The organism is Streptomyces sp. NRRL WC-3618 (genome assembly GCF_001280005.1).
Classification (GTDB): domain Bacteria; phylum Actinomycetota; class Actinomycetes; order Streptomycetales; family Streptomycetaceae; genus Streptomyces.
Genome location: NZ_LGDW01000382.1, coordinates 12688 through 25756, shown reverse-complemented (window position 1 = coordinate 25756; position 13069 = coordinate 12688). Strand labels below are relative to the sequence as shown.

Sequence of the window (13069 nt, the reverse complement as noted above, 5' to 3'; positions counted from 1 at the left end):
GAAGTTCAGGGGCTTGGCGTCAGGATGATCAGTGCTGTGCCTGCCTCCACCTGGGCGCCCGGTTTTGTCAGGATCTGCTGGACCACTCCTGATATCGGGGCGTGTATCCGGGACTCCATTTTCATCGCCTCCAGGGCCAGGAGTGGCTGGCCCGCTGTCACCTCGTCGCCCGGAGCCACGTTCAACTGCCATACCGACGCCGCGAATTCGGCCTCGATCAGGTGCCCCCCGGCGGGGATCGTCACTTCGGGGGAAGGGGCCGGAGGTCCCGTGGCCGCTTCCGCCCTCGTGAACTCGCCTGCCGCCTCCCACGCGTCCCGTTCCCTGGAGAAGGCCCCGCCCTGGCGGGTGCGGAACTCCGCGATCGACTCGGCGTTCTCCGCCAGGAACTCCTCGTACTCCGCGAGGGAGAACACACCCTTCTCGATGCGGGGGACGAAGCGACCCGAGGTGATGTCGGCGCGCAGTTCCAGGAGTTCGTCCGGCTCGACGGCGTACCACTTGATGCGGTCGAAGAACCGCAGCAGCCACGGTGACCCCGGCTCGAACGCGCCGCGCTGCTGCCAGCCCGACCACACCTGGGTCGTACGGCCGACGAACTGGTAGCCGCCGGGGCCCTCCATGCCGTAGACGCAGAGGTAGGCGCCGCCGATGCCCACCGAGTTCTCCGCCGTCCAGGTGCGGGCCGGGTTGTACTTCGTCGTCACCAGGCGGTGGCGGGGGTCCAGCGGAGTGGCCACCGGGGCGCCCAAGTAGACGTCTCCCAGGCCCAGTACGAGGTACTCGGCGTCGAAGACCGTGCGGTACACGTCGTCGACCGAGTCCAGGCCGTTCACGCGGCGGATGAACTCGATGTTCCACGGGCACCAGGGGGCGTCGTCACGGACGCCCGCCATGTAGCGGGCGATCGCCTCGCGGGTCGCCGGGTCGTCCCAGGAGAGGGGGAGGTGGACCGTGCGGGAGGGCACCGTGAGGCGGTCCGCGGGGGGTAGGGCGGTGGCTGTTCGCCGTATGGCGGCGAGGAGGTCGGGTTGGGGGAGTATGGCCGGGTTCGCCTGGATCTGGAGGGAGCGGATACCCGGTGTCAGGTCCGTCACCCCGGCCAGGTCCAGCTCCGTCACCGCCTCCATCAGGGCGTGGACGCGCATGCGGAGCGCCAAGTCCAGCTGCATGGGCCCGAATTCGACCAGCAGGTTGTCGTCGCCGCTGCGGCGGTACGTGATGTCGCCGTCCCGGGCCAGTACCCCGCCGTCCACAATTTCCGCCCGCTGTACGCCCGTTGTGTCCACCGGTGCGAAGCGGACCGTGTCACCGGGGCGCAACTGGCCCAGTTTCCAGCGTTCCGTGCTTAGAACGGTCGCCGGGCAGACGAAACCGCCCAGGGAGGGGCCGTCCGGGCCCAGCAGGACCGGCATGTCGCCCGTGTAGTCGACGGCGCCCACGGAGTACGGCGTGTCGTGGATGTTGGACGGGTGCAGGCCCGCCTCACCGCCGTCGGTGCGCGCCCAGCGGGGCCTCGGGCCGACCAGCCGTACGCCCGTGCGGGCCGAGTTGAAGTGGACCTTCCAGTCGGCCGCGTAGAAGTCGTGGATGTCCTCCTCGGTGAAGAACTCCGGTGCCGCGTGCGGACCTTCGACGGCGCCGATGTGCCAGGGGGAAGCGAACTCCGGGCGGTCGGACGGGGGCACCGGGGTTGCGGACTCCGTCGTCGCCCCGCCGTGCAGGACGTCGCCCGTGCGCAGCGCCCGGCCTCCGTGGCCGCCGAATCTGCCCAGCGTGAAGGTGGCCGCGCTGCCGAGGAAGGGCGGCACGTCCAGGCCGCCGCCCGCGAACAGCACGTAGGTCCGCAGGCCTTGTTCGGTCGGGGTGCCGATCGCCAGTACGGCGCCCGCCGGTACCGTCACCGGCTCCCACTGGGCGACCGGCGTGCCGTCCAGGGTGACCGGCGCCGGGGCCCCGGTCACGCACACCGTCGTGGGGTGCGTGAACCTCAACGACGGGCCCTGGAGGGTGCATTCGAGGCCGGGGGCGCCCTCGTCGTTGCCCAGGGCACGGTTGCCGAGCCGGAACGAACGGTCGTCCATCGGGCCGCACGGAGGCACGCCCACCTGCCAGTAGCCGGTGCGGCCCGGCCAGTCCTGGACGGTGGTGAGGGTCCCGCCGGAGACGACCTCGATGCGGGACGTCGAATCGCTCACGCCGGCTAGGGTCGCCGTCGAGTGCCTTGCGGCGCGGAAGTCGGGGTCCGCGAGTGCCGCCCGTACCAGCCCGAGGTTCGTCTCGATGCCGTCGACCCGGGTGCGGGCCAGCGCCTCGTCGAGCCGGCGCAGCGCGTGCGCCCGGTCGGCGCCGAACGCGATCACCTTCGCGAGCATCGGGTCGTAGGACGTGGTCACCTCGGTGCCCGTCTCCACCCAGCCGTCGATCCGCACCCCGCCCGGGAACTCCACCCGCGTCAACAGGCCCGCGCTGGGCCGGTGTTCGCGCGAGGGGTCCTCCGCGTAGACGCGGGCCTCGACGGCGTGACCGCGAGGGGTGCCCGGATCCCGTACGACATCGCGCTCACCACGGGCCAGCCGCAGCATCCAGGCGACGAGGTCGACGCCGTAGATCTCCTCCGTGACCGGATGTTCCACCTGGAGGCGGGTGTTGACCTCCAGGAAGTACGCCTCCTCGCGCGCGGCGTCGTACACGAACTCCACTGTTCCGGCGGAGCGGTAGTCCACCGAGGAGCACAAGTTGCGGGCGGCGTCCGCCAGTTGGGCGCGCACGTGCGCGGGGAGCCCGGGGGCCGGGGCCTCCTCCACCACCTTCTGGTTGCGGCGCTGGAGCGAGCAGTCGCGGTCGCCGAAGGTGACGACCCGGCCCTCGCCGTCGCCGAAGACCTGCACCTCGACATGACGGGCGTGTTCGACGAGCCGTTCCAGGAAGACGCCGGCCGAGGAGAAGGAGGCGGCGGCGACGCGCTGCACCCGCTCCCAGGCGTCGGCGAGTTCGGCGGCCGAGGCGCAGGCCGACATGCCGATGCCGCCGCCTCCGCCGGTCGCCTTGAGCATCACGGGATAGCCGATGGCGGCGGCCCGCGCGTACGCCTCGTCGAGGGAGGCCAGCAGGCCTGTGCCCGGCGCCAGCGGCACACCCGCCGCCTCGGCCGCCGCCCTGGCCGTGTGTTTCGCGCCGAACAGTTCCAGCTGCCTCGGCGTCGGCCCTACGAACACGATCCCGGCGTCCTCGCAGCGGCGTGCGAAGTCGGCGTCCTCGGACAGGAAGCCGTACCCGGGATGGATCGCCCCCGCGCCCGTCACCTTCGCCGCCGCCAGTACCAGGTCGGCGTCGAGATACGACTCCTTCGCGGGCGCGGGCCCAAGGCGCACCGCCTCGTCGGCGAGCCGGACATGCGGGGCGGAGCGGTCAGGGTCGGAGTACACCGCGACCGTGCGCAGGCCCAACTCCCGTGCGGTACGGATGATGCGGACGGCGATCTCGCCCCGGTTGGCGACCAGCAGCGTGTCGAAGGTCATTCCGTACCCGCCTCGGTGACGCTCATCTCCACGGCGGTCGGGTCGAAGCCGTTGCAAGGGTTGTTGATCTGGGGGCAGTTGGAGACGAGCACCAGGACGTCGCACTCGGCGCGCAGGGTGAGCGAGAGCCCCGGCGCCGAGAGGCCGTCGACGATGCCCAGCGTGCCGTCCTTCTCCACCGGCACGTTCATGTACCAGTTGATGTTGGAGACCAAGTCCCTTTTGCCCAGGCCGTGTCGGGCGCCCTCGGCGAGGAAGTTGTCCACGCACGCGTGCTGCGACCAGGTGTGGTGGCCGTACCGAAGAGTGTTCGACTCCTTGGAACAGGCGCCGCCGACGGTGTCGTGCCGGCCGACGTCGTCGGCGACCACGGTCATCAGGGGCGTGTGCTCGTTCGACATCAGGACGCTGCCGGTGGTGAGGAAGACGCCGCCCTGCGCGTGGATCGTGTCGGGCGCGCTGTAGCGCACGGACGTGTCGTGGGCGTCGTACACGAGGAAGTCGACGGCCTGGTTGCCGTGCAGGTCGGTGATGGTCAGTGTGCCGCCGGCGCGGACGACGGACGACCAGGCGGCGCGGGCCGCGACGACGGACTTCCGGACGATCGGCGTGCTCATGCGAGCCCCCTCGCGGTAAGGAATTCGGCGGTGTTGAGGAACGCGCGGCGCCCTTCGGGCGTGGCCTCCCACAGGGGGTCGCCGGGGCGGGTCGCCTCGGCGCGCCAGGCCAGCACCTCCAGGGGTGTGCTGACGTACTCGTCGCGCGGGTCGGCGGGGTGCGGGACGTTCACGATCAGCACGGTGACGTCCTGCTCGGCGCGCAGCGTCACACTGCCGCCCGGTCCGGCCGAGCCGGTGAAGTCGAGGGCGCCGTCCTCGTGTACCCGCACGCCCTGGAAGAAGGAGAGCGAGGGCGGCAGATCGCGGGGCTGGAGGCCGTTCTTGGCCGCGGCCAGCTTGAACAGCTCACGGCCGGCGGGGGAGGGCGACTGCGGGGTGCCGTCGCCGTAGCGGTTCGTGTTGCGTACGAGGGTGGAGGTGCCGCACAGCGCGTCGTGACGGCCGGAGGTGTCGGCGACCAGCGAGGCGAGGACGCGGCCCTGGTCGGAGAGGAGCAACTGCCCCTCGCCCAGGTACGCGTTCCACTGCACCTTGACCGTGTCGGCGACGTTCAGCCGCTCCCAGGGCCGGTCCCCGACGAAGAGCAGCAGATGGGCGCAGGCGTCACCGCGCAGGTCGGTCAGGCGCAGCTCGGTGCCCCGGGCCAGCACCCGGTGCGTGTAATTGCCGCCCGCCACGGTCTCGGCCCACACCAGATGGCCGGCGGCGCAGGGCGGCGCCGGCCAGTCGGCGGCCGGGACGACGGGCATGGCCTCGGCCTGGGCGCCCTCCTGGGCGCGGGCGTGGTCGCGGGCTCCGTACGTGGTCGATGTCCCCATCGAGGGTCCTCCGGCTCCGAAGTCGTGCTGGGTGTCGTGCTGTCTCACGTAGCGTTTTTCGTGTTGCTTCAGGTGCTGCTTCTCGGGCTGCTTGCCCAGGTTCTTTATTTCTGTCGCCCGACAGAAATTAGGCGGGCGGCGCGACGCCGTAGTTGCCCGCGTGTTTCCACTCCGTTACCCGTTGCTCACGAAGATCGCCGGGCCGGGTGGTGTGCGAGGATCGAACGCATGGGAACGACGGGTGGGCCGAACGAGTCGGGCGGGCGGCGGGTCGGTCGACCGCGGGCCGCGCAGCGACCGGACAGCGGGCTCGCCCCGCGAGCCGAACTGCTCGCCGCCGCCGCCGAGTTGTTCACCGTCCGAGGCTATGCGGCCACCACCACCCGGACCATCGCCGAGCGGGCCGGGATGCGCCAGGCGTCCATGTACCACTACGTCTCCGGCAAGGAGGAGCTGCTCGCCGAGCTCCTGGAGTCCACCGTCACGCCCTCCCTGACGTACGCCCGCGGCCTGCTCGCTGACGACGCGACCCCGGCCGAGGACCGGCTGTGGGACCTGTGCCGCACCGACGTCGAGCTGCTCTGTGGCGGCCCGTACAACCTCGGCGGTCTCTACCTCCTTCCCGAGGTGGCCGCCGAACGCTTCGCGGGTTTCCACGCCGTGCGGGCCGAACTCAAGGACGCCTACCGGCAGTTGCTCGCGGCGACGGCCGCCGGGGGTGCGCTCGCCAAGGGTGAGCTGGACCTGCGCACGGACTTGCTCTTCGGGCTCATCGAGGGCGTCATCCTTGTGCACCGCTCCGACCCCGAGCGCCCGGTCTCGGTCTTCGCGGAAGCCACCGCGGACGCGGCGCTGCGCATCGCCGGAATCTGAGGGGCGGGGCGCTCCCGGGGCCCGCGGAGGCCTGTATTCACCCGTCGCGGTGAGTGGTTCTCGTACGCCCATACGTCGTGACGCATTGTGTGCGATTGCATCCGCAGCGTGTAAATGGGCCGAGAGTACTCCAGTTGCGGGGGGTATTTCAGATGCTTGCCGAATATGACACGGCGTTGATCCGGTCGGACTAAGCTCGCCCGCAGCGCACCGAGTTGGGACGTATTCGTGCGCTTGTTCCCAAAAATACCGAAGATCCCGACAGTTCCCAGATCTACCCCACAGCAAGCACACCCAACCCCAACCGATTTGTCTCAGAGGGCATACATGGTGAGTGTTCAATCGCCTCCCGGTGGCCGTGAACTTCCCTACGCGCGCGTGCTGTTGCTGCCCGCCATAGCAATGGCCGGCGCTACCGGAGCCGCTGTCGCCCTGGTGTCGGGGCCGGCCCGTACCGCCGTCGGCCTGTGCGGAGCCGTCGCCACGCTCCTGGTCGTCGCGGTCGCCGCCGAAGCGGTCCGCCGTGGCAGGACCGTCCGTAAGCTGCGTGCCGAGCACGCCCGTCGCACCATGTATCTGGAACGGCGCATCCTCACCCAGAACGAGGACATCGAGCGACTCGGCTCGGAAGTCCTGCCGTACGTGCTGTTTCTGCTGCCTCGCGCCGGTTCACCCGGAGAGGTGATGCGCCAACTCGCACTGCCGAACTCCCCGTTCAGCCAGCTCACGGCGCCGCAGCGCTACGTGCTGGAAAAGGTCCTGGAAGTCGTCGACCGCGAGGAGTCCATGCGAGACGGCTCGCAGCGCGCGTTCGTCAGCATCGCGCGGCGCGTTCAGGCGATCGTCCACCAGCAGGCCAACGAACTCCGGGAGATGGAGGAGGACCACGGCCGCAACCCCGAGGTCTTCGACGACCTCCTGCGCATCGACCACGGCACCGCGCTGATCGGTCGCCTCGCCGACTCGATCTCCGTGCTCGGCGGTGGCCGGCCCGGACGCCAGTGGCCCCAGCCCGTCGCGCTGTACAGCGTGCTGCGCGGCGCCATGTCGCGCATCCTGGAGTACCGCCGCATCGAGCTGAAGTCCATCTGCGCGGTCAACGTCGACGGCAACTCCGTCGAACCGCTCATCCACGCGGCGGCCGAACTCCTCGACAACGCGACGCGCTACTCCCCGCCGCACACCAAGGTGCACGTCACCGCCACCGAGGTGCAGACCGGCATCGCCATCGAGATCGAGGACGCCGGCGTCAGCCTCAGCGAGGAGGCCCGACAGCGCGCCGAGGACATGATCGCCCGCGCTCAGGCCGGCTTCGACCTCAACGACCTCGGTGAGTCGCCGCGCCTCGGCCTGGCCGTCGTAGGGCGCCTCTGTCAGTCGTACAAGATGCAGATCTCGCTCAGGCAGTCCGCCTACGGCGGTGTCCGCGCCGTTCTGGTCGTGCCGGCCGACATGCTGACCACCGAGGGGACCCCCGGGCTCGCCCACGGCATCGGAGCCACCGCCGCGCCCAAGATCGAACTCGGCGCGCTGGAAGGCCCCAAGCGCCCGCCCAAGAAGCGCCGGCCCACGACCGGCCCGCGTATCCCCGCGTCGGTCTCCATGGAGGACGACATCCCGGTCGTCACCGAGTGGACCGACAACGGTCTGCCGCAGCGCCGCAGCCGGGTCACGACCTCCATCGCCGAGCGGTACGCCCGTTCCAGGGCCTCCGAGGCCGAGATCGCGGCCGACCCGGAGCTCCGGAAACTGTGGGAGCCCGAGCCGAAGAAGAAGGAAGAGGAGCCCCTGCCGGGGCTGTGGGTCGAGGCGTTCATGGAGGGCCTCAAGGGCGACCCGGACCCCACGGCCTTCACCAGGAACCCCAACGACCCGACGACGTTCTCCGGCCACCCGGACGACGCGACCAACCAGCAGTCGGCCCACGCTGAGGCCGACGACGAGGAGAACCTCAAGTGATCCAGCAGCGAGCCAACTTCGACTGGATGCTCAAGGAGCTCGCCGACGGCGTACCGGGCATCCAGCAGATCGTGGTGCTCTCCGCCGACGGCCTGCGCATCGCCCGTTACGGCGGCGACCCCGACGCCGCCGACCGTGTCGCCGCCGCCTGCGCAGGGCTGCAGAGCCTCGCCGGCGCCGTCGCGCACGAGATCCCGGACAGCGACGGCACCATGCGCATGGTCATCATCGAGGTCACCGGCGGCTACTTCTACCTGATGGCGGCCGGCCCCAACGCCTACCTCGCGGTCCTCGCCAACGTGGTCGCCGAACCCGGCAACATGAGCAACCACATGCGCGACCTCGTCGTCCGCATCGGCGCTCACCTCACCAGTCCGCCCCGGCGGAACGGGCACCCCGTATGACTCCTCCGCAGCGCCGACGGCGCTATCCCATGAAGCAGGAACCTCCGGCGGAGCCCCTCCACGAGAGGCCGGCGGACACGGAGGGCGCGGAGGGCAAGGAAGGGGAGCGGAAGAACCCGGAGCGGCTCTACGTGATCACCGGCGCCGTTCAGGGGGGCGACCGCGCCTCCCTCGACCTCGTCACGTTAATCGTGGCGCGCGCCGAGCCCCCGCCCTCCGCTTCGCCGGAGCAGTCGGTGCTGCTCCGGCTCTGCAAGGACCCCCTGTCCGTGGCCGAACTCTCGGCCTATCTCAATCTGCCGTTCAGCGTGGTGACCGTCCTGCTCACCGAGCTGCTGACGGCCGAACTGGTCCAGGCGCGCTACCCGATCATCCGGGAGTCGCTCGCCGACCGTTCCCTCCTCGAAGCGGTGATGCATGGACTTCAAAAGCTCTGACACCATCCCCGGTCCACGGACCGAGGACCGCCTGCCGTCCAGTACCCAGGCCGCGGTGAAGATCGTGGTCGTGGGCGGATTCGGCGTCGGCAAGACGACCATGGTCGGCTCGGTGAGCGAGATCAGGCCGCTGACCACCGAAGAGACCATGACGCAGGCCGGCATCGGCGTCGACGACAACTACGGCTCCGATTCCAAGACGGCCACCACCGTGGCCATGGACTTCGGCCGCATCAGCATCACCGACCAACTGGTGCTGTATTTGTTCGGCACCCCGGGCCAGGAACGCTTCTGGTTCCTGTGGAACGGCCTGTTCGAAGGAGCCCTGGGCGCGGTCGTCCTGATCGACACCCGGCGCCTGGAAGTGAGCTTCGACGTCATAGGGCGACTGGAGGAGTGCGGTGTGCCCTTCGTCATCGCCGTCAACGCCTTTCCGGACGCGCCCCGTTACCCGATCGAGGACCTGCGCTCGGCGCTCGACCTGGCCCCGGACATCCCCATCGTGGAGTGCGACGCACGCCGCCGGGCCTCCAGCCGGGACACGCTGATGACGCTGATGCGCTTTCTGCACTCGATCGAGATGACGAAGGCGTCGGTCTGACAGCGGCATTGCACGCTCGGCGAGCCACCACCCGAAACCCGCACTTCGTCGTTCACCCGTATGACATTCCGTCAACTCCTCACACACCGGATCCACTTCAGTTTCGGAGCGATCACAGTGACGCCTGACCCCCACTCCCTGACCGGCACCCACGACGCCGCCCTCGATCCGCCCCCGGGGTGCCCTGCCCACGGCCTCGGCCTCGGCACCGGCCCAGGCGGACTGCGCCGGCTGTACGGCCCGGAGGCGGAGGACCTGGGAGCCGTGTACGAGAAACTCCGCGCCGAACACGGTGCGGTGGCCCCCGCGTTGCTTCACGACGACGTACCGGTCTGGGTCGTGCTCGGCCACGGCGAGAACATGCACATGGTGCGCACGCCCTCGCAGTACTCCCGCGACCCCCGGTTGTGGACCTCCCTGAACGACGGCACGATCAAGCCCGATCATCCGCTCATGCCGATCATCGCCTGGCAGCCCATGTGCAGCCACGCCGAGGGAGACGAGCACCTGCGGCTGCGTGGCGCGGTCACCGGCGCCATGTCGACCATCGACCACCGGGGCATCCGCCGCCACATCAACCGGGCGAGCCAGCACCTCGTCAACAAGTTCTGCGAGAAGGGCACGGCCGATCTGGTCGCCCAGTTCGCCGAGCACCTGCCGATGGCGGTGATGTGCGAGGTTCTCGGTATGCCCGAGGAGTACAACGACCGGATCGTGCAGGCCGCCCGCGACCTGCTCAAGGGCACCGAGACCTCGATCGCCAGCAACGAATACATCATGGACGCCCTGATGCGGCTCACTGCCAGCCGCCGCGTCGAGTCCAGGAACGACTTCGCCAGCCACCTGATCAATCACCCGGCGAGGCTCAACGACGAGGAGGTCGGCCACCACCTTCGCCTTGTGCTGATCGCCGCGTACGAGAACACCGCCAACCTTCTCGCCAACGTACTGCGGGTGGTGCTCACCGACCCGGGGTTCCGCGCCCGGCTCAACGGCGGTCAGATGACGGTGCCCCAGGCGGTCGAGCAGTCCATGTGGGACGAGCCGCCGTTCAGTGCCATCCTGGGGTACTTCGCCAAGCAGGAGACCGAGCTCGGGGGCCAGCGCATCCGCAAGGGCGACGGCCTCATCCTGGGTATCGCGCCGGGCAACGTCGACCCGCGCGTGCGTCCCGACCTCAAGGCCAACATGCAGGGCAACCGCTCCCACCTGGCGTTCAGCGGCGGTCCCCACGAGTGTCCGGGCCAGGACATCGGCCGCGCCATCGCCGATGTCGGCGTCGACGCGCTGCTGAACCGCGTTCCCGACATCCAACTCGACTGCGACGAGGACGAGTTGAACTGGCGGTCGTCCATCTCGAACCGGCATCTGGTGGAACTGCCGGTGAAGTTCATGCCGAGGCCTCCGCAGGACGTCATGCAGCTGCCCTCCATGAACCCGTTGCCGCCACAGCGTTCGAAGGACATGCCGGTCGGTGCCGTACGGCCACAGCCGGTCGCTCCAGAACCCGCGACCGCGGAGCCCACCGCGCCGGTGGCGACACCCGAACCGGCCGGCCGGCCCGGGCTGTTCGGACGCCTCCTGCGCTGGTGGCGCGGCGACTGAGCCGACCGAATACCGGGCTACCGAACACTTGCCCAGTGCTCCTCCTTCAGGGTGGAGGTGAAGTGCATCCTGTCCATTGCGGCCCGGAGGGCCGCAGCGGCATGGCTGAGATCGCCTCATCCGACGGCGAAGTTGTCGGATCTACCGCCGGACGGGCGGGAAGTGACGCCTGTGGAGGCCCCTGTGAGACCGAGCTCCCCGGAGACCGGCAAGGGCCAGTGAAGCAGGAACCCGAGGTGGTACCGCGTAGCGGTGCGGACCGGAATCTCCTGCCCTCGGGCAAGAGAGGGCGTCAACCGGCCCAGTCGTCGTAGGACGACCAGGCCCGCAGCGTGCGCGGGCTGACGAACCGGTGCTCGCGCCCCGTGACCGGATCGGTGAACTCCAGCACCCGCGCCAGCAGTTGGAGCGGGCGCCGGAAGTCACCGACCGCCACGGGGCCGGTCACCACGGGGTAGAGGGGATCACCGAGGATCGGCACCCCCAACGAGCTCATGTGCACCCTCAGTTGATGTGTCTGCCCGGTACGCGGTGTCAACCGGTACCGGGCTCGCCGGTTTTGGTGCTCCAGAACTTCGACGCGGCTGACGGCGTTCGGCTCGCCCTCGACCTCGCGGGCCGCCAGGACCCCGCGCTCCTTGACGATTCGGCTGCGCACGGTACGGGGAAGAATCAGCTCGGGGGCGTACGGCGCCACAGCCTCGTACTCCTTCGCGACTCGCCTGTCCCGGAACAGCGACTGGTACGCGCCGCGCTCCTCGGGCCGCACGACGAACAGCACCAGCCCGGCCGTCAGCCGGTCCAGCCGGTGCGCCGCGCCGAGAGCTGGGACGCCCAGTTGCTTCCGCAGTCGCGCCAGGGCAGTCTCGGCGACGTGACTGCCGCGTGGGGTGGTGGCCAGGAAATGCGGCTTGTCGGCCACCACGATGTGCTCGTCCCGGTACACGATGCCGACCTCGAACGGCACCCGCTCCTCGTCGGGCAGGTCCCGGTGGAACCACACGAACATCCCTGGCACGTACGGCATGTCTCGCGGAACCGGAAGGCCGTCGATGCCCACGATCCGCCCGGCGTCGAGCATCCCGTCGATCACCCCGGCCCCGGCCGCCAGCCGCGCCACCAGATGATCCCGTACGGTCGCCCACTCGTCCCCGGCCGGCAAACGCACACGTACCGGATCCACCCCGTCGCGCTGCGGCAGGGGAGAGGGCGGGGGAGGGGTACGGCGTCTCATCACGACGAAGCCTACGACGGGGCACTGTCGGGGCGGGGGCGCTGCGGTACGTCCGAAAAACGATGCGCCCTCTTTGCGCCCCTTGGCTGGAATCGTACTGATGCCCGGACGGGTCGGGGCGGGCCGGATGGCCGGCCCGGCGTGGACCCCGCATCTTGCGGCGTGGCCGGACGGCGAGGGTGCGGCCCGTGCGTGCGGCGGTCGATGGCTTGAACCGGTCCTGTCGGGCTTGCGTTGTCTTTCGGCCAGGCGGAGGGGCGCCTCCAGTGGACGGTGATCCGCTGGAACGACGGGTTTCGTCCTGCGGCTCTGACGCTACGGTTGAGGGCGCGTCAGGCCGGCGTCCGCGCCCCCCGCCGGGCCGATCACGGCCACCGCGCACCTGACCAGGGCGCGGACGGGGTGTGGAGAAGCGCGCGTCTCGCGGGAGTAGGTACAACTGGCGCGTGTTCGAGGTGAAACGCGTAGGTCGTGTCCGGATGGGCGGGTAGGCGAGGTATGTATCCCTCTTTGGGGGCGCACGTCGTAGGCCGCGTACGCATCACTGCGTATAGGAGTGGCTTCCGCTCGTGGCTTGCGGATGGCACAGTTAGAGCGCTCGTCCAGGTCGCACATGCCGCCTTGGAGTGGCGTGCTCTTCCTGCGGGGCCGGGTGCGTGAGGCGATGTCTGTGGACCAGGGTCCGACTCACGATCTGCGCGAGGGCAATTCCATGGTCCTTCTTCCCCTCGCCCTGCGGGGCGCGGCACAGCCCCACGCGGACGCGCCGCACCATCTGACCGCCCGGCGTCGCGACAGTGTCCTGTGCTCCGTCGGATCTGGCCGGCCCGGACGAATCGGGGTCCTGCCTTGCTCGATGTGTCTTTTGCGGACGAGGCAGTGCTTGCCACGGGCGGAGCCGACCGGACCGGTGGAATCGATGCTACCGACCACCGTCCCCTCCGCGGCCGACTTCCGGCAGATTGACCAGCCCCACCTCCACGGCGGACCGCTCGCG

General features: G+C 69.9%; 10 protein-coding genes. 6 read left to right on the top strand and 4 right to left on the bottom strand.

Annotated elements, in window-relative coordinates; translation table 11 throughout:
- Positions 1–5: 5 nt before the first annotated feature.
- From ADL01_RS27020 to ADL01_RS27010, 3 genes are read right to left on the bottom strand one after another with little or no spacing between them, the layout of a single operon-like run.
- The gene (locus ADL01_RS27020; RefSeq protein WP_053744622.1) at positions 6–3521 is read right to left on the bottom strand and encodes a 5-oxoprolinase/urea amidolyase family protein; all 3516 of its coding nucleotides are present in this window, start codon (positions 3519–3521) and stop codon (positions 6–8) included.
- Positions 3518–4138: an urea amidolyase associated protein UAAP2 gene (locus ADL01_RS27015; protein WP_053744621.1), complete on the bottom strand. Its 621-nt coding sequence runs from the start codon at positions 4136–4138 to the stop codon at positions 3518–3520. Before ADL01_RS27015 ends, ADL01_RS27020 begins: the two co-directional genes overlap by 4 nt.
- Positions 4135–4959, bottom strand: coding sequence for an urea amidolyase associated protein UAAP1 (locus ADL01_RS27010; RefSeq protein ID WP_053744620.1), 825 nt, complete (start codon positions 4957–4959; stop codon positions 4135–4137). The genes ADL01_RS27015 and ADL01_RS27010 overlap by 4 nt, the downstream gene beginning before the upstream one ends.
- A 228-nt stretch (positions 4960–5187) precedes the next feature.
- Here ADL01_RS27010 and ADL01_RS27005 point away from each other — a divergent pair, with 228 nt between their 5' ends.
- From ADL01_RS27005 to ADL01_RS26980, 6 genes are all read left to right on the top strand, one after another.
- Positions 5188–5832 carry a TetR/AcrR family transcriptional regulator gene (locus ADL01_RS27005; RefSeq protein WP_053744619.1) on the top strand — a complete coding sequence of 215 codons (645 nt, stop codon included), beginning with the start codon at positions 5188–5190 and terminating at the stop codon, positions 5830–5832.
- A gap of 327 nt (positions 5833–6159) precedes the next feature.
- On the top strand, positions 6160–7791 hold the full coding sequence (locus tag ADL01_RS27000; RefSeq protein WP_053744618.1) for a sensor histidine kinase: 1632 nt from the start codon (positions 6160–6162) through the stop codon (positions 7789–7791).
- The gene (locus ADL01_RS26995) at positions 7788–8195 is read left to right on the top strand and encodes a roadblock/LC7 domain-containing protein (RefSeq protein WP_053744617.1); all 408 of its coding nucleotides are present in this window, start codon (positions 7788–7790) and stop codon (positions 8193–8195) included. The genes ADL01_RS27000 and ADL01_RS26995 overlap by 4 nt, the downstream gene beginning before the upstream one ends.
- Positions 8192–8632 (top strand): DUF742 domain-containing protein, encoded by a 441-nt coding sequence (locus tag ADL01_RS26990; protein ID WP_053744616.1) that lies wholly within the window; start codon positions 8192–8194, stop codon positions 8630–8632. The genes ADL01_RS26995 and ADL01_RS26990 overlap by 4 nt, the downstream gene beginning before the upstream one ends.
- Positions 8613–9233 carry a GTP-binding protein gene (locus ADL01_RS26985; RefSeq protein ID WP_053744615.1) on the top strand — a complete coding sequence of 207 codons (621 nt, stop codon included), beginning with the start codon at positions 8613–8615 and terminating at the stop codon, positions 9231–9233. The genes ADL01_RS26990 and ADL01_RS26985 overlap by 20 nt, the downstream gene beginning before the upstream one ends.
- Before the next feature lie 117 nt (positions 9234–9350).
- On the top strand, positions 9351–10838 hold the full coding sequence (locus tag ADL01_RS26980) for a cytochrome P450 (RefSeq protein ID WP_053744649.1): 1488 nt from the start codon (positions 9351–9353) through the stop codon (positions 10836–10838).
- Between the two features lie 292 nt (positions 10839–11130).
- Here the strand turns inward: ADL01_RS26980 and ADL01_RS26975 are convergent, their stop codons facing one another.
- Positions 11131–12072, bottom strand: coding sequence for an RluA family pseudouridine synthase (locus ADL01_RS26975; protein ID WP_053744614.1), 942 nt, complete (start codon positions 12070–12072; stop codon positions 11131–11133).
- Between the last annotated feature and the right edge of the window lie 997 nt (positions 12073–13069).